At 72.0% G+C, this 25715-nt stretch carries 24 protein-coding genes; 11 read left to right on the top strand and 13 right to left on the bottom strand.

Features of this window, described 5'->3' with window-relative positions; genetic code table 11:
* Positions 1 to 77: 77 nt before the first annotated feature.
* The 6 genes from K7854_RS21035 to K7854_RS21010 form a co-directional block, all read right to left on the bottom strand.
* Positions 78 to 1211, bottom strand: a complete 1134-nt coding sequence (locus K7854_RS21035; RefSeq protein WP_226028089.1) for a hypothetical protein — start codon at positions 1209 to 1211, stop codon at positions 78 to 80.
* Between the two features lie 99 nt (positions 1212 to 1310).
* A complete protein-coding gene (locus K7854_RS21030; RefSeq protein WP_226028088.1) occupies positions 1311 to 2291 on the bottom strand; it encodes an SCO2521 family protein in 981 nt (326 codons plus the stop codon).
* A 1-nt stretch (position 2292) separates the two neighbouring features.
* Entirely contained in the window at positions 2293 to 3258 is a 966-nt protein-coding gene (locus K7854_RS21025) for an SCO2522 family protein (RefSeq protein WP_226028087.1), read from the bottom strand.
* On the bottom strand, positions 3255 to 4172 hold the full coding sequence (locus K7854_RS21020; RefSeq protein WP_226028110.1) for an SCO2523 family variant P-loop protein: 918 nt from the start codon (positions 4170 to 4172) through the stop codon (positions 3255 to 3257). Before K7854_RS21020 ends, K7854_RS21025 begins: the two co-directional genes overlap by 4 nt.
* 2 nt (positions 4173 to 4174) lie before the next feature.
* Positions 4175 to 6019: an SCO2524 family protein gene (locus tag K7854_RS21015; protein ID WP_226028086.1), complete on the bottom strand. Its 1845-nt coding sequence runs from the start codon at positions 6017 to 6019 to the stop codon at positions 4175 to 4177.
* Between the two features lie 83 nt (positions 6020 to 6102).
* Positions 6103 to 6876: an SCO2525 family SAM-dependent methyltransferase gene (locus K7854_RS21010; RefSeq protein ID WP_264087522.1), complete on the bottom strand. Its 774-nt coding sequence runs from the start codon at positions 6874 to 6876 to the stop codon at positions 6103 to 6105.
* A gap of 261 nt (positions 6877 to 7137) precedes the next feature.
* Here K7854_RS21010 and K7854_RS21005 point away from each other — a divergent pair, with 261 nt between their 5' ends.
* Positions 7138 to 7695: a GNAT family N-acetyltransferase gene (locus K7854_RS21005; RefSeq protein WP_226028085.1), complete on the top strand. Its 558-nt coding sequence runs from the start codon at positions 7138 to 7140 to the stop codon at positions 7693 to 7695.
* 10 nt (positions 7696 to 7705) lie between these two features.
* Here K7854_RS21005 and K7854_RS21000 read toward each other — a convergent pair whose 3' ends face one another.
* Together K7854_RS21000 and leuA are read right to left on the bottom strand one after the other, a co-directional pair.
* Entirely contained in the window at positions 7706 to 8401 is a 696-nt protein-coding gene (locus K7854_RS21000) for a TerB family tellurite resistance protein (RefSeq protein ID WP_226028084.1), read from the bottom strand.
* 184 nt (positions 8402 to 8585) lie between these two features.
* Positions 8586 to 10307, bottom strand: a complete 1722-nt coding sequence (gene leuA, locus K7854_RS20995) for a 2-isopropylmalate synthase (protein ID WP_226028083.1) — start codon at positions 10305 to 10307, stop codon at positions 8586 to 8588.
* A gap of 352 nt (positions 10308 to 10659) precedes the next feature.
* Here leuA and K7854_RS20990 point away from each other — a divergent pair, with 352 nt between their 5' ends.
* The 7 genes from K7854_RS20990 to K7854_RS20960 all read left to right on the top strand — a co-directional run bounded on the left by K7854_RS20990 (position 10660) and on the right by K7854_RS20960 (position 16779).
* Positions 10660 to 11730, top strand: coding sequence for a M4 family metallopeptidase (locus K7854_RS20990; RefSeq protein ID WP_226028082.1), 1071 nt, complete (start codon positions 10660 to 10662; stop codon positions 11728 to 11730).
* Positions 11731 to 11751: 21 nt separating this feature from the next.
* On the top strand, positions 11752 to 12018 hold the full coding sequence (locus K7854_RS20985) for a protealysin inhibitor emfourin (protein WP_003976273.1): 267 nt from the start codon (positions 11752 to 11754) through the stop codon (positions 12016 to 12018).
* A gap of 57 nt (positions 12019 to 12075) precedes the next feature.
* On the top strand, positions 12076 to 13404 hold the full coding sequence (locus tag K7854_RS20980) for a GH1 family beta-glucosidase (protein ID WP_226028081.1): 1329 nt from the start codon (positions 12076 to 12078) through the stop codon (positions 13402 to 13404).
* Positions 13405 to 13508: 104 nt separating this feature from the next.
* Positions 13509 to 14588, top strand: a complete 1080-nt coding sequence (locus tag K7854_RS20975) for a PhoH family protein (protein WP_226028080.1) — start codon at positions 13509 to 13511, stop codon at positions 14586 to 14588.
* Positions 14589 to 14600: 12 nt separating this feature from the next.
* Positions 14601 to 15098, top strand: a complete 498-nt coding sequence (gene ybeY / locus K7854_RS20970; protein ID WP_226028079.1) for an rRNA maturation RNase YbeY — start codon at positions 14601 to 14603, stop codon at positions 15096 to 15098.
* A complete protein-coding gene (locus K7854_RS20965; RefSeq protein ID WP_226028078.1) occupies positions 15095 to 16399 on the top strand; it encodes a hemolysin family protein in 1305 nt (434 codons plus the stop codon). The genes ybeY and K7854_RS20965 overlap by 4 nt, the downstream gene beginning before the upstream one ends.
* Positions 16396 to 16779, top strand: coding sequence for an MmcQ/YjbR family DNA-binding protein (locus K7854_RS20960; RefSeq protein WP_226028077.1), 384 nt, complete (start codon positions 16396 to 16398; stop codon positions 16777 to 16779). Before K7854_RS20965 ends, K7854_RS20960 begins: the two co-directional genes overlap by 4 nt.
* Here K7854_RS20960 and K7854_RS20955 read toward each other — a convergent pair.
* A complete protein-coding gene (locus K7854_RS20955) occupies positions 16741 to 18198 on the bottom strand; it encodes an MFS transporter (RefSeq protein WP_226028076.1) in 1458 nt (485 codons plus the stop codon). The genes K7854_RS20960 and K7854_RS20955 overlap by 39 nt on opposite strands.
* Positions 18199 to 18303: 105 nt before the next feature.
* On the opposite strand from K7854_RS20955, the gene K7854_RS20950 reads away from it, so the two are divergent.
* The 3 genes from K7854_RS20950 to era all read left to right on the top strand — a co-directional run bounded on the left by K7854_RS20950 (position 18304) and on the right by era (position 20650).
* The gene (locus tag K7854_RS20950) at positions 18304 to 19200 is read left to right on the top strand and encodes a helix-turn-helix transcriptional regulator (RefSeq protein ID WP_226028075.1); all 897 of its coding nucleotides are present in this window, start codon (positions 18304 to 18306) and stop codon (positions 19198 to 19200) included.
* A gap of 77 nt (positions 19201 to 19277) precedes the next feature.
* Positions 19278 to 19631 carry a cytidine deaminase-like protein gene (locus tag K7854_RS20945; RefSeq protein ID WP_226028074.1) on the top strand — a complete coding sequence of 118 codons (354 nt, stop codon included), beginning with the start codon at positions 19278 to 19280 and terminating at the stop codon, positions 19629 to 19631.
* A gap of 65 nt (positions 19632 to 19696) precedes the next feature.
* The gene (gene era, locus K7854_RS20940) at positions 19697 to 20650 is read left to right on the top strand and encodes a GTPase Era (protein WP_186777347.1); all 954 of its coding nucleotides are present in this window, start codon (positions 19697 to 19699) and stop codon (positions 20648 to 20650) included.
* A gap of 36 nt (positions 20651 to 20686) precedes the next feature.
* Here era and K7854_RS20935 read toward each other — a convergent pair whose 3' ends face one another.
* The 4 genes from K7854_RS20935 to K7854_RS20920 all read right to left on the bottom strand — a co-directional run bounded on the left by K7854_RS20935 (position 20687) and on the right by K7854_RS20920 (position 25678).
* The gene (locus K7854_RS20935) at positions 20687 to 21823 is read right to left on the bottom strand and encodes a carbohydrate kinase family protein (protein ID WP_226028108.1); all 1137 of its coding nucleotides are present in this window, start codon (positions 21821 to 21823) and stop codon (positions 20687 to 20689) included.
* Between the two features lie 142 nt (positions 21824 to 21965).
* Positions 21966 to 23351 carry an MFS transporter gene (locus K7854_RS20930; RefSeq protein ID WP_226028107.1) on the bottom strand — a complete coding sequence of 462 codons (1386 nt, stop codon included), beginning with the start codon at positions 23349 to 23351 and terminating at the stop codon, positions 21966 to 21968.
* Between the two features lie 60 nt (positions 23352 to 23411).
* The gene (locus K7854_RS20925) at positions 23412 to 24707 is read right to left on the bottom strand and encodes a glucarate dehydratase family protein (RefSeq protein WP_226028073.1); all 1296 of its coding nucleotides are present in this window, start codon (positions 24705 to 24707) and stop codon (positions 23412 to 23414) included.
* Positions 24704 to 25678: a 5-dehydro-4-deoxyglucarate dehydratase gene (locus K7854_RS20920; RefSeq protein WP_226028072.1), complete on the bottom strand. Its 975-nt coding sequence runs from the start codon at positions 25676 to 25678 to the stop codon at positions 24704 to 24706. Before K7854_RS20920 ends, K7854_RS20925 begins: the two co-directional genes overlap by 4 nt.
* Between the last annotated feature and the right edge of the window lie 37 nt (positions 25679 to 25715).

Raw genomic sequence — 25715 nt, 5'->3', positions numbered from 1 at the left:
GGGCCTGAGGGCGAGCCCGCGGCTACTGCCCGGGGAGACGCGGAGCCGCCGTTACTCCCCGGGGAGTACGGCGGCCGTCAGGCCCGGTCGACCATCCAGTTGCCGTCCTCCTCGTCGTCGACGCGCACCTCCAGTTCGCGCAGGCCCATGCCCGCGTCCCAGAGTTCCCGGAAGCGCTTGAGCCGGTCCCGCACGTAGTCCTGGCGGGCGGTGAGCCGGGTGCGGACGTTGACGTCCCGCAGGTCCTGCTCGATCTCGAACGACACCTCCTCGTCGTAGAGGATGAAGTCGTTGGTGGTGCCGCGCTGGAGGTGCGGGGGCAGCTCCGGCAGAACCGCCACGCGGACGTCGATGCGGCGCAGCTCCTGCTCCTCGCACAGCCGCAGCAGCCGGTCGTCGAGTTCGCGGGCGCTCTCCAGCAGGAACAGGCGGCGTACCGCCACGCCCTGTTCGTCGATGGCCGCCTGCTGGGCGTCGAGGTAGCGCCCGGCGGGCTCGCTGGTCCAGAACTCCCGGTCCACGGAGGTGCTGGTGGCGAGGATGGACTGCTCGGCGGCGCGGGTGAGGGTGAGCATCCAGTCGTGGTTCTCGCCGGGGCACTCGGCGCTCAGGTTGGTGAGGTCCGCCATGTGCCCGACCACCCGGGACATCTCCAGGTGGACGAAGGTGTGCAGGATTGAGGGGCTGGGCAGCAGGACGTCCGCGAAGCCCTTGGCCAGGTCGGGCACGCTGTCGATGCGGACCGGGTCCAGCGGGCGGGCGGCCTCGGCGGACCGGTGGTCGACCTGGGTGACGTGCGTCTCGACCAGCTGCTTGACGTCCTCGGTGTGCCGGGTCAGGCCCGACTTCAGCTCGGTGTCGTACCGGCTGAGGCCGTCGCGCACGGCGGCGGTGTTCTCGGCCAGGGCCTCCTCCACCCGACGGGTGTGCTCCGCCAGCCGGGTGTGCTCCTGCGGCCGTTCCGCTCCGGGGCGGGGTGCCAGGCCGAGGACGTACTGGACGGCCAGTGCGGCGGCGGCGCAGAGCACCGCGGCCACGAACTGCCGCAGGGTGCCGTCGTCCGGATCCAGCAGGGCCGCGACGCTCCAGAAGAGGCCGCCGACGACCAGGGCGACCAGCAGCATGCGGGCCCAGGAGGACTCGCCCCTCGGGTCGATCGGGCTGGTCGTGCGGGGCGGGTCGTCGGGTCGGGGTGACTGTGCCGTGCTCATCTCGCTCTCTCCCCCCGTTGGGATACGCGTCGGATCGTGCGGGGATGTGCGTGCGGTGACGGGCGTGCGGTGCTGCGCGCGCCGGACGGCGGGGCTCGGTCAGGGAGCCGGTTCCACCTCCCGGTGGGCTGCGGGGATGGCGTGCAGGGTGAGCTGGTCGCGGATGCGCTGCACCAGGGCCTGCCACTGCCGGGTGAAGCCGGGCCGCTCCTCCAGCGGGTCCCAGAGCGCGGCCAGTTCGCGGCCGACCCGGGCGCCGGGCATCCACAGGTGGAGCAGGTGGTCGACGGCCGGGCGCAGCGTGCGGACCACGGCACCGGCGTCGTGGGCGGCTCCGGCGCCCAGGCGGAGCCCGTCGAGCATGCGGACGACGGTGGTGAGCAGCCAGTCGTGCAGGGCGAGGTCGTCGCAGAGCGCGGCGATGTCGGCGCCGGCGGTGCCCTCGGGCACGCGCAGGCGTACGGTGCGCAGCTCGTCCTCGGCGAGGGTGAACCGTTCCAGCGCGGGTCCCTCGCCCGGGGCGGCGGGCAGGGCCGCCCAGCGCAGCCGGGTGGGGCGGGAGCGGAACGGCGGGCGCTGGTCGAGCAGGGGGTGCCGCAGCACCCGGGTGAGCAGGCCGTCGGCGATGAGTCCGACGTCGAGGTCGCCGTGGCGGGGGCCGCCGAGGACGCCCTGTGCGACCGCGTCGCGCGGGAGCTTGCCGAGCGGTTCGACGACCCCGGGCCGCACCAGGTACTCGCCCCAGGGGCGCCGCTGGTCGGGGCCGGTGCCGGGCATGCGGCAGTGCGCGGAGGTCTGCAGCACCCGGCCCTCGGTGAGCGCGGCATGCGCGGTGACGGTGCCGACGGCGCGGACCCGGGCGCCGTTGGCGCTGGGCAGGGGGCAGTCGACGCCGGTGAGGGTCTCGGGGGAACGCGCGTAGAGGCCGGGTCGCTCGGAGAGCAGGACGCGTTCGTCGGCGCGCAGGCCGAGCAGCTGGGCGGCGGAACGGATGTCGAGGGCCTGCCGGGCGGGCAGCAGACAGGTGCGGATCTCGCCGCAGGCGAGGACGGCGGGCGGGGTGCTCTGCCGCGGCGCCATGTCAGGGCCCCGCGTAGTACACGTAGGAGATGCGGTCGGCGACCGAGTCGGGGACGGGCATGCGTTCCTTCCCGGAGCGGTCGGCGACCTGCGCGAGTGCTCCCGGGTCGACCTCGATCTGGTCGAGGATCACGCGGACGGCGTGTTCGACGGGCAGGAAGCGGGTGGGCAGGACGGAGCAGGTGCGGTAGGCGGCGAAGGGGTCCGCGTGTTCGTTGAGCTGCAGCAGGGTGGGCAGCTCGTCCCACTTGTCGGGGAAGCCGCCGGCGGTGTGCGGCTGGGGGGCGAGGACGGCCTCGCCCTCGTTGCGCAGGAGTCCGAGGCGGGCCAGCTGCCAGACGGCGGCGAGGAAGGGGCAGGACCACAGGCGCTGTCCGTCGGCGTCGTCGCTCCACAGCTCGACGTCGAGGAAGACGGAGTGCCGGCGGGCGGCGGTCTCGTGCGGGGGCTGCCAGGTCACGGCCCGCTTCATGGCCTGCGGGGCGCGGGCGACGGGGCTGCGTTCGCCGTTGGCGAGCCAGCCGGTCTGCGCGGCGGGCGGGCGCAGCCCGTAGCTGCCGGGCGGCGGGGACTCGACGATGCGGGCGGCCACCGCCTCGGCGACGGGCACCTTGCCGGTGACGGCGCAGCCGGACTCGCGGGCCAGGTAGTCGACGGTCAGTCCGGCCCGCTCGGCCTCCGCGAGGAGCATCGGGACGACCTCGGCGGGGGTGGAGAAGCGGGTGAAGTAGTCGTCGATGAGGAAGCAGGTGCTGATCCGGGCCCGCTTGCCGCCGGCCCGGGCGGTGGCGGCGGTGCGGGCCGCCTCCACCCAGGGCCGCACTTCGGCGAAGTGGGCGCGCAGCCGTTCCGGTCCGGCCTCGAAGTCCTCCATGTAGAGGTGGCCCAGCTCCACGGAGAGGTGGGCCAGCGGCACGGACTGGGTGCGCGGCTCGGCGGCGGTCTCGCGGAACACGGGCTCCGTCACAGCCGCCCCCAGTGGGTGTCGTCCGTCAGGCGCCGGGCGATCTCCTCCAGCGCTTCCAGGGTCTCCTTGTTGGCTATCTGGGTGGAGAGGACGTCTTCCTCGGTGATCAGCTGCTCCTGCCACTGGAGGATCGGTTCCAGCGGCACGATGCCGAGGACGACGCTGTCGCCGATGCGCTGTTCGGCGGCGAGCCGGCGCAGCGCCTCGTCGCAGGCCTGCATCCAGGTGGCCTGGGCGGTGGAGCCCTGGGACCACAGGGGCGATTCGGGGTCGGGCACGGCGGCCCGCACGAAGCGGATCGCGGCGCGCAGTTCGTCCTCGTCGTGGCCGCGTTCGACGCCGCCGCCGATGATGCCGTGCTCGGCGTGGACGAGTCCGGAGGCGGCGATCACGTGCTGGCGGGTCCAGCGGTGGAAGACCAGCCAGCGGAAGGGGACGTTGCGCATCCGGGGGTGGGCGGTGGCGTCCAGGACCATGTCGACGGCGTAGCTGCGGCCGGCGCTGAGGTCGACGAAGGTGACGTCGAACTCGTTGTTGAGCTTGAGCAGCAGGTCGACGCAGCGCTCCAGGGCTTCCTCGCCGGTGGCGAACTCGCCGCCGCCCGCGTCGCCGGGGAAGAGCACCAGACGGCCGGACTGGTTGGGCCGGGCGCGCAGCAGGGGGTGCTCGGTCTGCCGCCAGACGTCGATGCGGACCGGTTCGGCGGTCTCGCCCTCCAGGTAGGAGTGCAGGCCGCGTTCCTCGGTGCCGCGCATGGCGCCGGGGACGTCGAAGACGGCGGCGGCGGTGGGCGAGCCGAAGTCGAAGTCGACGTAGGCCACGTGGTCGCCGGTGAGTGCGCGCTGGTAGGCCAGGTTGGCGCTGGTCACCGAGCGTCCGGTGCCTCCCTTGTCGGAGGCGGCGAAGACCAGCACGCTCACACCTCCTGGGCGGCGGCGCCCCTGGCCTGGGCCAGGGTGTCGAGTTCCTGGAGGACGGGCAGGGCCAGCGCGAAGGCGGTCGCGGGCCGTTCGTCGACCATGCTGCGGGCGTGGTCGAGGCGGCTCTCGATGCTCCGCATGGCCCTGGCTCTGCTTCCGTCGGCGGCGGCGGGCGCCTCCAGCTGCTCCCGGCCGAACAGATGGGTGGCCTCGCTGAGCAGTTCCCGGGCCAGCTCGGCCAGTTCGGGGCTGCGGATGGGCTGCTGCTCGTACAGGATGCGGGCGGCGACGAGGCATTCGGTGACGCGCTCGGTGATGCTCCAGGACATGCGCAGCCCGGCGTCCTGGGCCTCGGGGTAGACGGCCTGGATGTTGTCCCAGAGGCCGGCGCCCTCCTCCTCGTCGATGCGCCGCTTCCACAGGTGCTCGAAGGACTGCTCGGCGAGGCGGAGCAGGCGGTCCTGGGCGCCGATGTTCCGGGAGAGTTCGGCGAGCTGGATGATCCGCTTGAGGAGCTGGGCGGAGAAGTCGGTCATCCGCCACAGGAGTTGGCCGCCGGCCCGCTCGGACCCGGCGAGCGGCATGGTGACGCCGGGGGTGTGCAGCAGCAGCGTCGGGTCGTTCTTGGTCATGCGGCTGGTGACCCGGCCCCGGTCGGCGAGGCGTTCCATGATGGCGACGGTGCGGGTGAGGTCGTCGTCGGTCGCCTTCCGGCGGACCAGGTCGTGGACGAGGATGGCCGCGACGGTCAGGGAGAAGTACTCCGACTCCAGGCGCAGTCCGGTGGTCTGCCAGGGCAGGTCCTCCAGGGGCCAGCGCTCGCCGCCGAAGCGGGCGATCGCGGACCAGTACTGCTGGCTCAGCTCCCAGCGCAGGCGCAGCATCTCGGCGAGCTTCTGCTGGTCCTCGTCGAGCAGGCCGAGGGTGAGGGTGCGGTCGGAGAAGAGGTCCTGGATGCCGTCGAGGGCGACGACGGTGAAGTACACGTAGGGCAGCCGGTCGGCGATGCCGTCGGGCTGGCCGGGGACGTCGACGGTCAGGTCGGTGATCTTCGGGGCGTCCTTGACGATGCCCCAGGCCCAGCCGCACTCGAAGAGCTGGCTCTCGTCGCGGATGCCCTCGTCGACCTGGATGCCTCGGGACAGGCTCTCGATGATGGTGGCGCGCAGCGGGCGTAACCGGCGGGAGAACTGCTGGAGGACGATCCGGTCGGACTGGCCGCCCTGGCCGATGACCTCGATCAGCCGCTTGCCCTGCTCCGACTCGGCGTCGAAGACGTTCACCGAGAAGGAGCGCAGCAGGCTGACCATCGCGGAGGTCAGCCGGGCGTTGGTGGCCTCGCGCAGCTCGGCGATGGCCTTGAGGACCTCGGGCCGGGTGGTGGTGCCCTCGTAGACCTTGAGGAAGCCGAGGGTGGCCAGGCAGAGCGTGACGGACATGGAGTAGGAGTCGACCACGCCCAGCTGGCGCTGCTCGTGGCTGACCGTGCCGCCGGGCTCGGAGGGGCGGAAGTAGTGGCCGCCGGAGAAGGTGGGGCTGTCGTCCGTGCCGGTGTGGGTGCGCATGAACTGGGTCAGCGCGGCGATCAGGTTGGGCGGGATCTCCAGTCGGCTGCCGACCCGTTCGAGGGCGCGCAGGACGTCACGTTCGGTGGTGTCCGGCTGGTCCAGGCGGAAGGCCGGGACCTCGGTGGCCGGATACAGCAGGCACAGCAGGCGTTCGGCGTCCGCGACGCTGCTCAGTCCGTCGGTGTCCCCCCGGACGAGCTTCCCGTCGTCGAACGAATGACGGGCCATGGCCTGCCAGATGTCCAGCAGGTGCTGCCGTGGCTTGATCTGCATCCCCGCACCCCTCGTACAGACCTCGTTGCCCTGTGTTCGGCACGTCCCCGTTGCGATGGTCCCCGTTGAGCATGTCCCCGTTCCTACGGGGCGGCAATCGCGGAATTGCGCCGTCCCAGGGCGAGGAGCATTCCCTCGTGCCCCGGCCGCACCGAGTGGTGCAGATCGTGGATCTCCAGATCGCCGGTGAACGGCTCCAGGCTCAGTCGGACCGTTTCCTCGTTCACCCGGTAGGCCGGGTAGTCGTGGGCGCCGACGCGGTAGCCGACGGACTCCTTCATGAAGGCGGCGGCGAAGGGTGCTCCCTCGCCCAGCGCGTTCATGAAGCAGCGCACGCCGCGGTGGAACTCCTCGGGCGCCTCGGACATGGAGTCGGCGACGAAGAACATGGTCCCCAGGGACCAGCGCCGGTCCCCGCCCTCCAGGTCGAAGAGGTTGCCCCGCTCCACGCGGACGATCTCGCCGACCCGCGGTCTGGGCTCGACGGCGGCGTAGGCGGGAGCCTCGCGCAGCACGTCCCAGAAGGGGTCCCAGGCGATGTCGTAACCGGCCGGGGAGATCTGCTTCTCCAGGTACTCCACGTTCGGGTGGGCGTATTCCAGCAGGAGCAGCTTCTCGCACCACGGGAGCATGGACAGGGCCGGGTACAGGTTGGCGCCGGCGCCGACGTCGATGCCGCGCGCGGAGCGCGGGGGGACCCCCTCGAAGCAGCGGGTGAAGTAGTCGCGCATCAATCGGACGATCAGCAGGTCCACTTCGAGTGGCGTCCGGTAGTTGTTGTCGACGTACACCTCTGGATCGAACTTCGACCACGGCGCGTCGGCGTTGCGATCCATAGTCACCCTGCCACGTTCCATTCGATTTTGGACAAGCCCCCACTACCGTTCACGGTAAGTGACGCGGCCACTACGGAACAGCGAGGGAACACGCCATATACGCCATCCTCATCCGCCCGGCGCACGTCGGGCGCATGGTCGCACACCCGAACTCGCCCTTGCATGAGGGAAGTTGGACGCTCACTCTAGCCAGAAGCAGACACCGGCCGCCACATGAGTCCTTCACTCGACCGTGTGCGGCTCGGATGCCCACGAGTTGACGCAGTCTGACCAGGGGGTTGCATGACCGCCGAACCGCTGGAACGTTCCCTCGACCACCACGACCAGCTCACCCGCCCCGGTCTGCCACCGGACGACCTGCCACTGGAACTGCGCACGGCGCGGGAGTCCGACCTGCCGGAACTGCGGCGGCTGGACGAGGAGGTCTTCCAGGACGTCGCCTATCCCGGGTTCCTGCTGCGCCAGCTCTTCGACATGTACGAGGAGCACTTCCTGGTCCTCGACGACGGCACGGGCCGGCTGCGCGGCTACGTGCTGGCCGCCACCCGCACGCTCGGCGCGGACAGCTGGATACTCGGGCTCTGCGTGACCATGGACCGGCGCCGCCACGGGCTGGGCCGGGAGCTGATGCGGGAGGTGCTGAGCCGGCTGCGCCGGGACGGCATACGGGTGGTCCGCCTCACCGTGGAACCCGCCAACCTCGCCGCCATCTTCCTCTACCGCTCCCTGGGTTTCCGTCCCGAGGAGCCCGACGGCGGGCTGCGTCCGGACTACTTCGGACCGGGCATGCACCGCCAGATCATGCGGCTGGACCTCGCCCCGGACCAGGGCCTGCCTTAGGGGGCGTGCCCTAGGAGGGCGTGCCCGCCGACTCCAGGAGGCGCCGCACGTCGTCGGAGCCGAGGGTCAGGGCCGCACCGACGGTGGCCAGGGCGTCGCGCTCGGCGGGCGTGTAGGGGCCGTCGGCCAGGGCGATGCGGGCTCCCTGGAGCAGGATCGACTCGCGGCCGACGGCGGCGAGGTGCGGGGCCAGCGGGTCCAGCGCCTCGTGCAGTTCTATCGCCAGGCCCGGCACGCAGGGCTCGCCGCGGACCCGGCCGGTGTCCGCCTCCAGCGCCTGGACGAGCGCGTTCAGCTGGTCCTCGGTGCAGTCCTCGAAGCCGGCCGCGCGCACCGCGACGGTCGCGGTCTCCAGCGAGGTGCGGGAGCAGGTGCCGCCCGCGGTGAGGACCGCGAGGGCGACGGTGTGCACGGCGTCGCGGAGCATCGCGGAGAAGCGGGTGGTGGTCGGGTGGTCGAGGACGTCGGTGCCGTAGTGGCGGCGGCAGGCGGCGCACTCGACGGTCGGCGCGGACTCGCCGCGGGGCAGCACGGGCACGCCGAGCAGGGTGAAGCGGCGGCGGCCGGTGAGCCGCGTGTAGTTGCGGTCGCCACCGCAGCCGGGGCAGAAGAACTCACCGTCGCCGACGGGCGTCCACGCGGTGCGGGTGCCCAGGATGCGTGGCAGCCGGGCAGCTCGGCTGGTTCGTCCCCGTCCAGGCAGCACGTCGCACCTCCGTAACGGCGCGACAGCATCGTCGCGCTGGCGTGATGTTAGCCACATCACCGACGTGGAGTCAGTACCCGGGACGAGACCTTTCCGTGACCATCACGGATATATGGCCGGTATATGACGGGGTCCCGCCCACCGTTTTCCGGCGGGCGGGACCTCAAACCGCTGATTCGGCTGGTCAGCGAGCCGCGCGGTTGACGGCGGAGACCACGGCCTTCAGCGAGGCGCGCGTGGTGTTCGCGTCGATTCCGATGCCCCACAGCACCTTGTCGCCGATGGCGCACTCGATGTAGGAGGCGGCCTGCGCGGAGGCGCCCTCGCTCATCGTGTGCTCCTGGTAGTCCAGCAGCCGTACGTCGATGCCGACGCCCTGCAGCGCGTGGAAGAACGCCGAGATCGGGCCGTTGCCGGTGCCGACCAGGGTGGTCTCGGTGCCGTCGACGGTGGCCTCGACGGTGAGGGTGTCGACGCCGTCGCGGTCGGTGGTGGTCTGCCCGTTGGCCACCTGGATGCGGCCCCAGGGGTTGTCCGGGTTGGGCAGGTACTCGTCCTGGAAGACGTCCCAGATCGCGGTCGGCGTGATCTCGCCGCCCTCGGCGTCGGTCTTGGCCTGGATGATCTTCGAGAACTCGATCTGCATCCGGCGCGGCAGGTCCAGGCTGTGGTCGTTCTTCAGGACGTAGGCGATGCCGCCCTTGCCGGACTGCGAGTTGACGCGGATGACCGCCTCGTAGGAGCGGCCGACGTCCTTGGGGTCGATCGGCAGGTAGGGGACGGCCCACTCGATGTCGTCGACGGTGACGCCCTTGGCCTTCGCGTCGGCCTCCATGGCGTCGAAGCCCTTCTTGATGGCGTCCTGGTGGGAGCCGGAGAAGGACGTGTAGACCAGGTCGCCCACGTACGGGTGGCGCGGGTGGACCTCCATCTGGTTGCAGTACTCCCACGTGCGACGGATCTCGTCGATGTCGGAGAAGTCGATCTGCGGGTCGACGCCCTGGGAGAACAGGTTCATGCCCAGGGTGACCAGGTCGACGTTGCCGGTGCGCTCGCCCTGTCCGAACAGGCAGCCCTCGACGCGGTCGGCGCCGGCCATCAGCGCCAGCTCGGCCGCCGCGACCGCCGTGCCGCGGTCGTTGTGCGGGTGGACGGACAGGCAGACGTGCTCGCGGCGGGACAGGTTGCGGCCCATCCACTCGAAGCGGTCGGCGTGCGTGGACGGCGTGGAACGCTCCACGGTGGCGGGCAGGTTGAGGATGATCTCGCGGCCGGGGCCGGGCTGGTAGGTGTCCATCACCGCCTCGCAGACCTCCAGGGCGAAGTCCAGCTCGGTGTCGGTGAAGATCTCGGGCGAGTACTGGTAGCCGAACTCGGTCTCCGGGCCCAGCAGTTTCTCGGCGTACTCCATGACCAGCCGGGTGCCGTCGACCGCGATCTGCTTGATGTCGTCGCGCGAGCCGCGGAAGACGACCCGGCGGAAGACCGGGGCGGTCGCGTTGTACAGGTGGACGGTGGCCCGCTTGGCGCCCTTCAGGGACTCCACGGTGCGCTCGATCAGGTCCTCGCGGGCCTGGGTCAGTACGGAGATGGTGACGTCGTCCGGGATGGCGCCCGGCTCCTCGATGATGGACCGTACGAAGTCGAAGTCGGTCTGGCCGGAGGCGGGGAAGCCGACCTCGATCTCCTTGTAGCCCATCTTGACCAGCAGGTCGAACATGGCGCGCTTGCGGACCGGCGACATGGGGTCGATCAGGGCCTGGTTGCCGTCGCGCAGGTCGGTGGAGAGCCAGCGGGGGGCGGTGGTGATCCGCCGGTCGGGCCAGGTGCGGTCGGCGATGTCGACCTGCTCGTAGCCTCGGTACTTGGCGGTCGGCATGGGGCTGGGCTGCTGGCGGTTGGCCATGATGGCGTGGGCTCCTCGTGATGTCCGCGGATCTCGGCGGTGTCCGCGTCGTCCGCGTGTCCGGAAGGACGGCCGACGGCACCACCAAGCTCCGCGGGGAGGGAGTCGGCCTCTACAGGCCCTCGCCGCGGCAGCTAAGGAGAAGCAGCCCGAATCGCATGATGCCCAGCACCTTAGCCGAGTCACGCGGGTCACGCGGGTCCGTATCAGTATGCGGGATCGCCGGGACAAGCGGGACAAAAAGTGCCGTATACCACTCCCGGCCGGGCCGCGGGGGCACCTTGGCACCGCTGTGCACCAATCGTGGTTGCGGGTGGTGACAGCCCGGTCACGCAGTGCGAAAGTGCCGGACATGACGACATACGGGGGCTTCCAGCCCGTCTTCTGCACCATCGTGCCGCCCCACGTCCTCGACCGGCTCGCCCGGAACGCGGACCCGGTGCTGGCCGGGCCCGCCCGCCGCACCCTCCAGCGCGACGCCCTGGAGCGCACCCGCCGCGGCCTGACCACGGTCATCGGCGCCCCCGCCGTGGCCCCGCGGGCGGGCGCCGAGCCGGAGAAGCCGCAGCGCACCGTCTACGACGCCCGGCACGGCACCGACCTGCCGGGCCGTGAGGTGCGCGGCGAGGGCGAGGAGCCCGGCCAGGACGCCACCGTCAACCGCGCCTACGCGGGTCTGGGCGCCACCTTCGAGCACTACCTCAAGGTGTACCGGCGCAACTCCATCGACGGTCAGGGCCTGCCGCTGGACGCGACCGTGCACTACGACCGCGAGTACAACAACGCGTTCTGGAACGGCGAGCAGATGGTCTTCGGCGACGGGGACGGGGAGATCTTCCTGGACTTCACCATCGCCCTGGACGTGATCGGCCACGAGCTGACCCACGGCGTCACCCAGCACACCGCCAACCTGACCTACTACGGCCAGCCCGGCGCCCTGAACGAGTCGGTGTCGGACGTCTTCGGCTCCCTGATCAAGCAGTACTCGCTGGGCCAGACCGCCGCCGAGGCCGACTGGCTGATCGGCGCCGGACTGCTCGCCCCGCGCGTCACGGGCGAGGCGCTGCGCTCGATGAAGGCGCCGGGCACGGCCTACGACGACGACGTGCTGGGCAAGGACCCGCAGCCCGCGACGATGGACGACTTCGTGCGCACCGGCCGCGACAACGGCGGCGTGCACATCAACTCCGGCATCCCCAACCACGCCTTCTACCTGCTCGCCACCGCGCTCGGCGGACACGCCTGGGAGCGGGCCGGGCAGATCTGGTACGACGTGCTGACCGGCGGCGAGCTGGCCGAGGACGCGCTGTTCGCGGACTTCGCGACGCTGACCCTGAAGGCCGCCCGGGAGCGCTACGGCGACGCGGACGAGCTGGAGGCGGTGCGCAAGGCCTGGGAGCAGGTCGGGGTGCGGACGCTGTAGTTCCGTACTAGACACGGGTCCATGCGGATTCAGGTGAGGCGCACAGGAGGCTTCGCGGGCATCGAACGCCACGCGGAGGTCGAGACCGCGGGACGCCCCGACGCCGACGAGTGGCACGCCCTGGCCGAACGGGCGGTCGCCGACGGCCGGAGCACCCCGCCGGTCGGGGTGCCGGACGGGTTCAGCTACCAGCTCACCGTGGACGGCCGGACGGTGTACGCCGCCGACCCCCGGTTGACCGACGAGCAGCGCGCGCTGATCTCGCGGGTGCTGAAGGAGGGTGCGTAACGCCGGGTGGGCGCAGGGGCGTTGACTTCCCTCACCGGGGGTGCGGATGATCCGCGCATGGCGACTGACCCGATGCCTCGGTTCCCGGACGGCTTCCTGTGGGGTGTGTCCACGTCCGCGCACCAGATCGAGGGCGCGGCCGGGCTGCGGGGGCCGTCCGTGTGGGACGCCTTCACGGCGGAACCCGGCCGGGTGAAGGACGGCTCGACGGCGGCGGTGGCCTGCGACCACTACCACCGCTACCGCGAGGACGTGGCCCTGCTCGCGGACCTCGGCGTGGACGCGTACCGCTTCTCGGTCTCCTGGCCCCGGGTGGCCTCCCCCGGCGGCCTGGACTTCTACGACCGTCTGGTGGACGAGCTGTGCGCGGCGGGCGTGCGCCCGGTGCCGACGCTCTTCCACTGGGACCTGCCGGCCGGCCTGGACTGGCTGGAGCGGGACACGGCCGCCCGGTTCGCTCAGTACGTGTCCCTGGTCGCGGGGCGCCTCGGCGACCGGGTCGGCAAGTGGATCACCCTCAACGAGCCCGCCGAGCACACCCTGCTCGGCCACGCCCTGGGCGTCCACGCCCCCGGCCGGAAGCTGCTGTTCGACGCGCTGCCGGCCGCCCACCACCAGTTGCTGGCGCACGGCCTGGCGGTACGGGCCCTGCGCGCCGCGGGCGCCACCGACGTCGGCGTCGCCAACTCGCACGGGCCGACCTGGCCCGCCTCCGACGACCCGGCCGACCGGGAGGCGGCGGACTTCTACGACCTCCTGCTGAACCGGATGTTCGCCGACCCGGTCCTCACCGGGCGGTACCCGGAGGGCCTCGGCGAGCTGATGCCCGGCTCCCCCGGGGAGGTGGCGGCCGACCTGGAGATCATCGCCGAGCCGCTGGACTGGTACGGGGTGAACTACTACGCGCCGACGCGGGTCGGTGCCCCGCAGGGCGCGGAGATCGAGTTCGGCGGGGTGACGCTCCCGGCCGAACTGCCCTTCTCGGTGCGCGAGATCGAGGGGCGGCCGCTGACGGACTTCGGCTGGCCCGTGGTCCCGGAGGGGCTGACGGAGCTGCTCACCGGCTTCCGCGACCGCTACGGCGACCGGCTGCCGCCGGTCGTGATCACGGAGAACGGCTGCTCCTACGAGGGCCTCGACGACCGGGACCGCATCGCCTACCTCGACGGGCACGTGCGCGCCCTGCACCGGGCGATCGAGGCGGGGGTGGACGTGCGCGGTTACTTCGTGTGGTCGCTCCTGGACAATTTCGAGTGGGCCGAGGGGTACGCCCGCCGCTTCGGACTGGTCCACGTCGACTTCGCGACGCTGCGGCGCACCCCCAAGGCGTCGTACGGCTGGTTCCGGGATCTGCTCGCCGGGCAGCGGCGGGTACCGGTCGGATAAACGACTCGGTGCTGTCGGCGGGGAGTCGTACGCTGGAGTCAGCAGACACACCCGTCACGCGGCGACGCCGCAGAGGAGGACGAGCAGGCCTAGAGCGCCGGCCCATGACTCAGACACCCTCAGCCCACAGCCCCGCGCAGGGGCAGGCGAGAGCGCAGATCACCGTCCCCGCCCAGCACCCCATGGTGACCGTACTGGGCTCCGGAGACTCCCTCCTGCGCGTGATCGAGAAGGCCTTCCCGGCGGCCGACATCCACGTCCGGGGCAATGAGATCAGCGCCGTCGGCGACACCCATGAGGTCGCCCTCGTACAGCGCGTGTTCGACGAGATGATGCTGGTGCTGCGCACCGGGCAGCCGATGACGGAGGACGCAGTGGAACGCTCGATCGCCATGCTCAAGGCGAGCGAGAACGGGGAGAGCGACGGCCAGGAGACCCCGGCCGAGGTGCTCACGCAGAACATCCTGTCCTCGCGCGGCCGCACCATCCGTCCCAAGACGCTGAACCAGAAGCGGTACGTCGACGCGATCGACAAGCACACCATCGTCTTCGGCATCGGCCCCGCGGGCACCGGCAAGACCTACCTGGCGATGGCCAAGGCGGTGCAGGCCCTGCAGTCCAAGCAGGTCAACCGCATCATCCTGACCCGTCCGGCGGTCGAGGCCGGCGAGCGGCTCGGCTTCCTGCCGGGCACGCTGTACGAGAAGATCGACCCGTATCTGCGGCCGCTGTACGACGCCCTGCACGACATGCTCGACCCTGACTCGATCCCGCGGCTGATGGCGGCCGGGACGATCGAGGTCGCGCCGCTGGCCTACATGCGCGGCCGCACGCTGAACGACGCGTTCATCATCCTGGACGAGGCGCAGAACACCAGCCCCGAGCAGATGAAGATGTTCCTCACCCGGCTCGGTTTCGACTCGAAGATCGTCATCACGGGTGACGTGACCCAGGTCGACCTGCCGGGCGGCACGAAGTCGGGTCTGCGGCAGGTGCAGGACATCCTGGAGGGCGTCGAGGACGTCCACTTCTCCCGGCTCACGTCCCACGACGTCGTCCGGCACAAGCTGGTGGGCCGTATCGTCGACGCCTACGAGCAGTACGACAGCAGGAACGGCACCGAGAACGGCGGCCACAACGGCGGCCGGACACCGAGACACGGTGCCAAGGCCAAGGGGAAGTAGACCAGCACGACCATGTCGATCGACGTCAACAACGAGTCCGGAACCGAGGTCGACGAGCAGGCGATCCTCGACATCGCCCGCTACGCCCTCGCGCGGATGCGCATCCACCCGCTCTCCGAGCTCTCGGTGATCGTCGTGGACGCCGGCGCCATGGAGCAGCTGCACATCCAGTGGATGGACCTGCCCGGCCCCACCGACGTGATGTCCTTCCCGATGGACGAGCTGCGTCCGCCGTCCAAGGACGAGGAGGAGGCGCCGCAGGGGCTGCTCGGCGACATCGTGCTCTGCCCGGAGGTCGCCGCCAAGCAGGGCGCCGAGGCGCCGACGCAGCACTCCATGGACGAGGAGCTGCAGCTGCTGACCGTCCACGGGGTGCTGCACCTGCTCGGGTACGACCACGAGGAGCCGGACGAGAAGGCCGAGATGTTCGGTCTGCAGGCCGCGATCGTGGACGGCTGGCGTGCGGAGCAGGGCCTGACCGGCCCGTCCCCGGCCCCGACGGTCTCATGAGCCTCCCGCTCGTCGCCGGCGCCGTCGCCCTGGTGGTGGTCGCCTGGCTGGCGGCCTGCGCGGAGGCGGGGCTCGCGAGGGTCTCCAGCTTCCGCGCCGAGGAGGCGGTGCGGTCCGGGCGCCGGGGCGGCGAGAAGCTCGCCCAGGTCGCCGCCGACCCGACGCGCTACCTCAACGTGGCGCTGCTGGTCCGCGTCGCCTGCGAGATGGCGGCCGCCGCGCTGGTCACCTACGCCTGTCTGCAGGAGTTCCCCAACACCACCGAGGCCCTGCTCGTCGCCATCGCGGTGATGGTGCTGCTCTCCTATGTCGCCGTCGGGGTGTCCCCGCGCACCATCGGGCGCCAGCACCCGCTGAACACCGCGACCGTCGCCGCGTACGTGCTGCTGCCGCTGGCCCGGATCATGGGCCCGATCCCGTCGCTGCTCATCCTCATCGGCAACGCGCTCACCCCGGGCAAGGGCTTCCGCCGCGGCCCGTTCGCCTCGGAGGCGGAGCTGCGGGCGCTGGTGGACTACGCCGAGAAGGAGTCGCTGATCGAGGCCGAGGAGCGCCGCATGGTGCACTCGGTGTTCGAGCTGGGCGACACGCTGGTGCGGGAGGTCATGGTGCCGCGCACCGACCTCGTCGTCATCGAGCGCTACAAGACCATCCGGCAGGCGCTCACCCTCGCCCTGCGCTCCGGTTTCTCCCGGATACCGGTGACCGGTGACAGCGAGGACGACGTCGTCGGCATCGTGTACCTGAAGGACCTGGTCCGCAGGACGCACATCAGCCGGGACGCGGAGAGCGACCTGGTCTCCACCGCGATGCGCCCGGCGTCCTTCGTGCCCGACACCAAGAACGCCGGCGACCTGCTGCGCGAGATGCAGAAGGAACGCAACCACGTCGCCGTCGTCATCGACGAGTACGGCGGCACGGCCGGCATCGTCACCATCGAGGACATCCTGGAGGAGATCGTCGGCGAGATCACCGACGAGTACGACCGGGAGCTGCCGCCGGTCGAGGAGCTGGGCGGGGAGCGCTTCCGGGTCACCGCGCGCCTGGACATCGGCGACCTGGGCGAGCTGTACGGCCTGGACGAGTACGACGACGAGGACGTGGAGACGGTGGGCGGTCTGCTCGCCAAGGCGCTGGGCCGGGTCCCGATCGCCGGGGCCTCGTCGATCGTGGAGCTGCCCGACGGCCGTGAGCTGCGGCTGACGGCGGAGGCCGCGGCCGGCCGCCGGAACAAGATCGTGACGGTGCTGGTGGAGCCGGTCGCCGCGGCGAAGCCGGCCGAGGAGGCGGTGCCGGAATGACCCCCGGGGAGCTGCGCGAGTTCTGCCTGTCCTTCAACGCCGCGGTGGAGGACTTCCCCTTCAGCCCGGAGATCTCGGTCTTCAAGGTGCTGGGCAAGATGTTCGCGCTCACCTCCCTGGACGCCCGCCCGCTCACGGTCAACCTCAAGTGCGACCCGGACGACGCGGTCCGGCTGCGGGACGACCACCCGGGGCTGATCGTCCCCGGGTGGCACATGAACAAGCGGCACTGGAACACGGTGACGGTGGGCTCCGGCCCCGACGGCCGACCCGGCGGCGGGCTCCCGGACCGTGTCGTCCGGGAGCTGGTGGAGGACTCGTACGACCTGGTGGTCGCCGGTCTACCGCGCGCCGACCGGCTCCGTCTCGACCGTCCCTGAGCCCGTCGCCCGGCCGGTCCGCAGCCCCGCCGCGACCAGTACGGCCGCCGCCAGCACGATCACCGCGTCCAGCACCAGCACCGTGTGGACGCCGGACCGCAGGTCGGTCGAGGTGGTGGCGAGCACGCCGAGCAGCGGGATGCCGACGGTCATGCCGACCTGCTGGGTGGAGGTGACCAGGCCGGTCGCCAGGCCCTGCTCCTCGTCGGGGACGCCGGAGGTGACGGTCAGGCCGTAGGAGATGATCGCGCCCAGGTGGCACATGCTGGCCAGCGAGACGGCGGCGGTGGCGAGGACCACCGACCAGCCGCCCTCCCCCAGCGCCAGCAGGGACAGGCCGAGGGCGCCCTGCCCGGCGAGCGCGCCGACCAGGGTGCGGCGGGCGCCGAAGCGGCCGATCACGCGCGGGGCGTACGCACCGGCCACCACCGACAGCACGCCCTGCACCCCGAAGACCAGACCGGTCTCGAAGGCGCTCAGGTGCAGGATCTCCTGGAGGTACAGGGTGAGCACGAAGACGACCGTCGACATCATCGAGAAGGTGACAAGACCGCCCAGGTTGCCCCAGGCCACCGTGCGGCGGCGCAGCATCGGCAGCGAGACCAGCGGCGCCTGGGTGCGTGACTCGACGGCCGCGAAGGCGGCCAGGAGCAGCAGCCCCGCGACGAGGGTGACCAGGACGTCGGTACGGCCGAAGCCGTGCTCGGCGGCCGTGGTCAGGGCGTAGATCAGGCAGAGCAGGCCGCCGGTGACGGTGACCGCGCCGGGGACGTCGAGGCGGGGCCGCTCCGGGGTCCGCGACTCGGGGAGCAGGCGGGGCGCGAGGGGCAGCACGACGAGTGCGAACAGGGCGAGCAGGCCCATGGTGGAGCGCCAGCTCAGCAGGTCGGTCAGGACGCCGCCGGCCACCATGCCGACGGTGAAGCCGAGCGAGAGCAGGGTGCCGGAGATGCCGAGGGCGCGGTCGCGGGCGGGGCCCTCCGGGAAGGTCGTGGTCAGCAGGGACATACCGGTCGGGACGATGGCCGCCGCGCCGATCCCCTGCAGGGCGCGTCCGGCGAGGAAGGAGGCCGGGTCCCAGGCGAGGGTGGCCAGCAGGGAGGCGGCGCCGAAGAGCGCCAGTCCGGCGAGGAAGAGCCGGCGGCGGCCGTAGAGGTCGCCCATGCGGCCGAAGAGCAGCAGGAACCCGCCGGACGGCAGCGCGAACGCGGTGACCGCCCACTGCAGGGCGGAGGTGCTCATGCTCAGGTCGGCGCCGAGCACGGGCAGGGCGACGTTCAGGACCGAGAAGTCGAGCGCGACCATGAACTGGGCCGCGCAGAGCACGAACAGGACGAGCCGGTCGCGGGGCGAGAGCCGGGGAGCGGACGGCTCGGCCACGGGGGGCGGGGTGGAAGTCGGAGTGGTGTCGATCGCCATGGACAGGAGCCTCGGGCCCCCGGAATAGTTGTGGGGAGACGGCGATTGTCCTGGTGGTGGCACCACCAGGCAGCACCCGGGCGACCGACAGGGGGAGAGGGACACGTGCCGGACGTGATCGCGAGGGCGGAATCGGTGCCGGGGCGGGACCGGCGCCGCAGTGAGCTGCGGGAGTTCCTGATGAGCCGGCGGGCCCGGGTGTCCCCGGCCGAGGTCGGCCTGCCGGACGGCGGGGCGCGGCGCCGCACGCCGGGGCTGCGCCGCGAGGAGGTGGCCGTGCTCGCCGGGGTGGGCGCCTCCTGGTACCAGTGGCTGGAGCAGGGCCGCGACATCTCCGTCTCGCCGCAGGTCCTGGACGCGGTCGGCCGGGTGCTGCGGCTCAGCAACGCCGAGCGCCGCCACCTGTACGTGCTGGCCGGGCTGAACCCGCCGGCCGCCGAGGTGGAGCCGGCCAAGCGGGACATGTGCGAGGGGCTGCGGCGGCTGATCGACACCTGGATGCCGTATCCGGCGCACATCATGGACCGGTACTACAACTGCGTGATGTACAACGACGCGGCGGCGGCGGTGCTGGGCATGCGGCCCGAGACGACGTGGAACTGCATCGTCGACTTCTTCACCGACCCGCTGTACCGCTCCCGCGCCCGCAACTGGGAGCACAACGCGCGCACGGTCGTCGCCCAGTTCCGCGCGACCTGCTCGGCCCACCCGGACGACGAGGGTTTCCAGCAGGTGCTGGCGGAGCTGCGGGAGGCCAGTGCCGAGTTCGCCGCGCTGTGGGAGCAGCGGGACATCGAGGACGCGGGGCAGATCCGCAAGGAGCTGGACCATCCGCTGGTCGGCCTGCTCAGCCTGGAGTCGACGGCGCTCCAGGTGCCCGCGCGGCCGGATCTGACCATCGTGCTGCACACGCCGCTGGACGAGGCGAACACCGCGGCGAAGCTGGAGTGGCTGGCCTCGCCGGAGGGGCGGCGCGGGGCGATGTACCCGGTGGCGGGGTGAGCGGGGCCTCTCGCGGGGAGCGGGCCGGTGACGGGGTGAGCGGCCCGGCGGCCGACGGGGCTCCGTATGCTCACCCCATGACCGAGACTCCCGACCTCGACCCCGAGGACCGCAAGATCGTCACCCTGGCCCGCTCGGCCCGCGCCCGCAACGGCGTGCCCGAGGGCGCCGCCGTACGCGACGAGACCGGCCGCACGTACGTCGCCGGGACCGTCGCCCTGGCCTCCCTGAAGCTCAGCGCCCTGCGTACGGCGGTGGCGATGGCGGTGGCGTCCGGCGCCAAGTCCCTGGAGGCGGCGGCCGTGGTGACCGAGGCGGAGTCGGCGTCGGACGAGGACCGGGCGGCGGTGCGGGACCTGGGCGGGCCGGAGACCCCGGTGCTGGTGGCCGGGCCGGACGGCACGGTGCGGGCCACGATGAGCGCGGGCTGACCCGCGCGGGCCCGGCGGACGACCGTGGTACGGCGGGGCTTCGGGGATCAGGGACAATGGGCGCCATGAGCGTTCGTACCCAGTCATCCGAAGAACCGGCCGAGGCTGTTCACCGGGCCGGCTTCGCCTGCTTCGTGGGCCGCCCCAACGCGGGCAAGTCCACCCTCACGAACGCTCTGGTCGGGCAGAAGGTGGCGATCACCTCGAACCGCCCGCAGACCACCCGGCACACGGTGCGGGGCATCGTCCACCGGGAGGACGCCCAGCTGATCCTGGTGGACACCCCGGGGCTGCACAAGCCGCGCACGCTGCTGGGCGAGCGGCTGAACGACGTGGTGCGCACCACGTGGGCCGAGGTGGACGTGATCGGCTTCTGCCTGCCGGCGAACGAGAAGCTGGGCCCCGGTGACCGCTTCATCGCCAAGGAGCTGGCGGGGATCAAGAAGACCCCGAAGATCGCGATCGTCACCAAGACCGACCTGGTGGACTCCAAGGCCCTGGCCGAGCAGCTGATCGCGGTCGACCAGCTGGGCAAGGAGCTGGGGATCACCTGGGCGGAGATCGTCCCGGTGTCCGCCACGGCGAACCAGCAGGTGGACCTGCTCGCCGACCTCCTCACCCCGCTGCTGCCCGAGGGCCCGGCGCTCTACCCCGAGGGCGACCTGACGGACGAGCCGGAGCAGGTCATGGTCGCCGAGCTGATCCGGGAGGCCGCGCTGGAGGGCGTGCGCGACGAGCTGCCGCACTCCATCGCGGTGGTGGTCGAGGAGATGCTCCCGCGCGAGGACCGCCCCGCCGACAAGCCGCTCCTGGACATCCACGCCAACGTCTACATCGAGCGCCCCAGCCAGAAGGGCATCATCATCGGCCCCAAGGGCAAGCGCCTGAAGGACGTCGGCATCAAGTCCCGCAAACAGATCGAGGCGCTGCTCGGTACCCCGGTCTTCTTGGACCTGCACGTGAAGGTGGCCAAGGACTGGCAGCGCGACCCCAAGCAGCTGCGGCGCCTCGGGTTCTGAGCGTGCGGGTTCGGCGCGCGCCGGGCCGGGGGGCGGTCAGGGGGCCGGGCGGCGGAAGCCGATGGTGGGGACCGCGCGGCGCAGCGGCCACGGGGCCACCAGGTCGTCCGGGACCAGGCCGGACAGGAAGGCGTAGCGGCTGAGCGCGGCCGGGTCCTGGTCCTCCAGCGACTGGACCTTGCGCCACCACGTCGCGATCTCGCCCCAGCCCGGCGCCGACAGCGAGCCGCCGAACTCCTGGACGGAGAGGGCGGCGGTCAGCCCGGCGAAGGCCAGGCGGTCGGCGAGCGGCCAGCCGGCCAGGGTGCCGGTGACGAACCCGGCGACGAACACGTCCCCGGCGCCGGTCGGGTCCAGCGCCTCGACCTCGATGGCCGGGACCTCGGCGCTCTCCCCCGTGCGCCGGTCCACCGCGTAGGCGCCGTCCGCGCCGAGGGTGACCACGGCGAGCGGCACGTGCTCGGTCAGGGCGTGCGCGGCGGCGCGGGGGCAGGTGGCGCCGGTGTAGCGCATGGCCTCTTCCGCGTTGGGCAGGAACGCCTCGCAGTGCGCCAGGTCGGGCAGCGCGGCCAGGTCCCAGGCGCCGGTGTCGTCCCAGCCGACGTCGGCGAAGACGCGGGTGCCGCGGGCGGCGGCCCGGGCGATCCAGGGGGCGCTGACCCCGGGCGCGAGGGAGGCGACGGCGGCGCGGGCGCCGGGCGGGCAGTCGGGGGACGGCTCCTCGGGCGGCGGCTCGTGGCCGTGCGAGACCATCGTGCGCTCCCCCTCGTACGCCATGGAGACCGTCACCGGCGAGTGCCAGCCCGGCACGGTGCGCGAGGGGGTCAGGTCGATGCCCTCGCCCCGGGACAGGGCGTCCCAGCAGTAGTCGCCGTAGTGGTCGTCGCCGAACGCGGCGGCCAGCGAGGTGCGCAGGCCGAGGCGGGCCAGCGCGGTCGCCATGTTGGCGATGCCGCCCGGGCTCGACCCCATCCCCCGGGCCCAGGACTCGGTCCCGCGCACCGGGGCGGAGTCGAGCCCGGTAAAGATCACGTCGAGGAAGACGGTGCCGGTCAGATACACGTCCCAGGGCGGGTCCTGCGGGGTGCGCAGGCCGTCGAGGGGATCGACCTGGGGGTGGCGGTGCGATCCCTCGGGCGGGACGTGGCGGTGCGTTCTCTCGTCGGCCGGCATGACGGGCACGTCGGTCGCGTCGGGAACGTCGGGCACGTCGGTGGACACGGTGGAGGCTGTCACGGTGCGCTCCCTGGCATGGTGCGGACCCCGCCAGTGTGCACCACGCCACCGGCAGTGCGGTGGCGCCGGCCGCGTGGCGTCAGGCCGTGGCAGGACCCGGGTGCGTGGTCCGGGCGGCGCCGGGGCTGGTCTCCGGTGCCGGGGCGGCGGCCGCCCCGGCCGGGCGGGTGCGGACCCGGTCGTTGCGTCCGCCGCCGCGCACCAGCAGCACGCTCAGCGCGGCCAGGAATCCGACGACGGTCAGCCCGACCAGGCCGCCCTTGGTCGAGCCGGTCGTGTCCTCGATGATGCCGAAGGCGGTGGGGGCGACGAACCCGCCGAGGTTGCCGATGGAGTTGATCAGCGCGATGCCGGGGGCCGCGGCGCGGGCGTCGAGATAACTCTGCGGGATGGTCCAGAAGACCGGGGAGGCCGGTTTGAACCCCATCGCGGCCAGGCACAGCGCGCCGAGCCCCACCCAGGGCGAGACGAACACGGCCAGCAGGGTGCCGCAGCCGCCCAGCAGGAGCAGGGCGACCAGGACGGGCCGGCGCTTGCCGATGCGGTCGGAGACCCGGCCGCTGACGAACAGGGCGACCAGCGCGCACAGCCACGGCACGGCGGTCAGCAGCCCCACCTGGAAGTCGCTCACCCCGCCGATGTCGTCCACGATCGACGGCAGCCAGAAGGTCACCGCGTACAGGGCGACGTTGATGGCGAAGTAGATCCAGAGGAAGAGCAGCATCTGGGGGTCGGCGAGCAGCTTCCAGCGGGAGACCCTGGCCGCCTTCTCGCCGCGCCGCGCGTCGCGTTCGTCCTGCTCGGCGTCGATGGCCGCGACGAGGCCGGACTTCTCCTCGTCGGTCAGCCACGCCGCCTGCTCGACGCCCGAGTCGAGGAAGCGGTAGACGACGAAGCCGAGGACGACGGAGAAGACGCCCTCGATGAAGAACATCCACTGCCAGCCCGCGTGGCCCCAGATCCCGTGCATCTCCATCAGCGCGCCCGAGATGGGGCCGACGATGACGGTGGCGGTGCCGGAACCCATCAGGAAGACCGAGGTGGCCCGGCCCCGGTGGGAGTCGGGGAGCCAGCGGCTGAAGTAGTAGATGACGGCCGGGAAGAAGCCCGCCTCGGCGACGCCGAGCAGGAAGCGCAGGGCGTAGAACATCTCCACGCTGTCGACGAAGGCCATCGCGGTGGCGACGACACCCCAGCTGATCATGATGCGGGTGAGCCACACCTTGGCCCCGAACCGCTCCATCAGCATGTTGGAGGGGACTTCGAAGATGGCGTACGCGACGAAGAAGATGCCGGCGCCGAGGCCGAACGCGGCGGCCGACAGGCCGACGTCGGCGCGGAGTTCGTCCTGGGCGAAGCCCAGGTTCACGCGGTCCATGTAGTTCGCCACGAACATGACGAAGAAGAGGGGGACCACGCGGCGGAAGATCTTGCGGACGGCGGACTGTACGGCGGGGGAATGCACCTCGGGGACTGCAGCGGACACGAGCGGCTCCGGTCGTGGCAGGGAAGGGAGGGAACGGCTTCACCAACGGGGGACGGACGGGGTGACCCACCCCGGGTCGGCGGCCCGCATCGCCGCCGCGTCGTCGCGGTCGCGGAGCGTGCCGTCGTCGTCGAGCCAGCGCCGGTGGAGGAACGCCAGGCGCTCGCGGTCGAGTTCGACGCCGAGGCCGGGGGCGTCACTGACGGCGACCTTGCCGCCGTCGAAGGTGAGCCGTTCGGTGAGCACGTCCTCGGACTGCCAGGGGTAGTGGGAGTCGCAGGCGTGGTGGAGGTTGGGCACGGTGGCCGCGACATGGGTCATGGCGGCGAGGCTGATGCCCAGGTGGGTGTTGGAGTGCATGGAGACGCCGACGCCGAAGGTGCGGCAGACGGCGGCGAGTTGCTGGGTGTTGCGCAGTCCGCCCCAGTAGTGGTGGTCGGAGAGCACGACCTGCACGGCGCCCTTGGTGAACGCCTCCCGGATCTCGGCGAAGGTCGTCACGCACATGTTGGTCGCGAGCGGCACCCCGGTCTGTGCGGCGACCTCGGCCATGGCCCCGGTGCCGAGCGCGGGGTCCTCCAGGTACTCCAGGACGTCCCCGAGTTCGGCGGCGACCTTGAGCGAGGTCTCCACGGACCAGGCGCCGTTGGGGTCCAGGCGCAGCGGGTGCCCGGGGAAGGCCTCGGCGAGGGCCCTGATCGCCGCGATCTCCTCCTCGGGCGGGAAGACGCCGCCCTTGAGCTTGAAGGAGGTGAAGCCGTACCGCTCGGTGAAGGTGCGGGCCTGCTCGACCACGCCGGCCGGGTCGAGGGCGGCGCCCCAGTCGTCCTGCTCGCAGGCGACGCCCTCGGGGTGGCCGGCCCACTTGTAGAAGAGGTAGGCGCTGTACTCGACGGCGTCGCGGAGCTTGCCGCCGAGCAGGGCGTGCACGGGCAGGCCGAGCGCCTTGCCGAGGGCGTCGAGGCAGGCGACCTCGAAGCCGGAGACGACGGACAGGCGCAGCTTGTCGGCGGTCTGGACGCCGCGCAGCCCGCCGACGTCCACCTGCCCCGAGACCCGCGAGTCGTCCACGGCGACCTCGTCGGCGACGGTGAACAGGCCGTTGAGGTCGTTGACCTGACGTCCCACCAGTTTGCCGGCGAACGGGCGGGCCAGCTCCAGGTACTTGGCGTCGCCGTAGGTCTCGCCGACGCCGGTGACGCCGTCGGCGGTCTCCACCTCGACGATCAGGCGGGGGGTGTACGGCTGGTGCACGCCCTGGGTGTTCAGCAGGGGCGGGTCGGCGACCAGGATCGGCGTGAGGCGGACGGCCGTGATGGTGAGGTCGGCGGTCACAGGGCGGCTCCTACGAGGTCGAGTCCGACGGTGAGCAGGGTCTTCAGTTCGGCCGACTCGGCAGCCGTGGGGTCGGTGAGCGGTGCGCGCACGGGGCCGACGGGGCAACCGCGCAGCCGGGCCGCGGCCTTCACGAGGGACACCCCGTACCCGGGGGTCCGGTCGCGCAGTTCGACGAAGGGCACGTAGAAGTCGCGCAGCAGCTTGTCGACCGTGCCGGTGTCGCCGCCGCGCAGGGCGGCGAGGAAGGCGTTCGCGATCTCGGGGGCGAAGGCGTGCACGGCGGAGGAGTAGGCGGGGACGCCGACGGCGGCGTAGGCACGGGCCTGGACCTCGGCGGTGGCGGCGCCGTTGAAGAACAGGAAGTCGTCGGGCGCGGCGAGGACCGTGCGCTGGAGGCGGTCGAGGTCGCTGTGTCCGTCCTTGAGGCCGATCACGCCGGGGACGCGGGCGAGGCGCCGGACGGACTCGGCGGTGTAGGCGACCTGGCCGCGCTGGTAGGCGATGAGCGGGAGCCGGGTGCCCGCGGCGATCCGCTCCACCTGGGCGACCAGGCCGTCCTGCGGGGCGGCTGTGAGGTAGTGCGGCATGACGAGGAGGGCGTCGGCCCCCGCGTCCTCGGCGATACGGGCGAACCGCAGGGCCTGCGCCCAGCCGTAGCCGGTTCCGGCGACGACGGGCACGCTCCCGGCCGTCTCCTCGACGGCGATGGTGACGGCCTGCCGGTACTCGTCCTCGTCCAGGGAGAAGAACTCGCCGGTGCCGCAGGCGGGGAAGAGGGCGCCCGGACCGGCGGCGAGCCGTTCGGCGACGTAGGCCCGGTATCCGTCGGCGTCGAAGGAGCCGTCCTCGTGGAAGCTGGTCAGCGGGAAGGACAGCACGCTCGCCGCCATGCCTTCGCGCAGCCTCCGGGCGACGGCCGCCCGACCGGTGTCGGGGTCGGGGTCGCGGCCCGCACTCGTCGTCTCCATCACTCTCACTGTCTCCGTATGTAGATGACGTCTACGT

This window comes from Streptomyces hyderabadensis, assembly GCF_020404845.1.
Lineage (GTDB): Bacteria > Actinomycetota > Actinomycetes > Streptomycetales > Streptomycetaceae > Streptomyces > Streptomyces hyderabadensis.
This window is presented reverse-complemented; position numbering and strand designations above follow the sequence as displayed.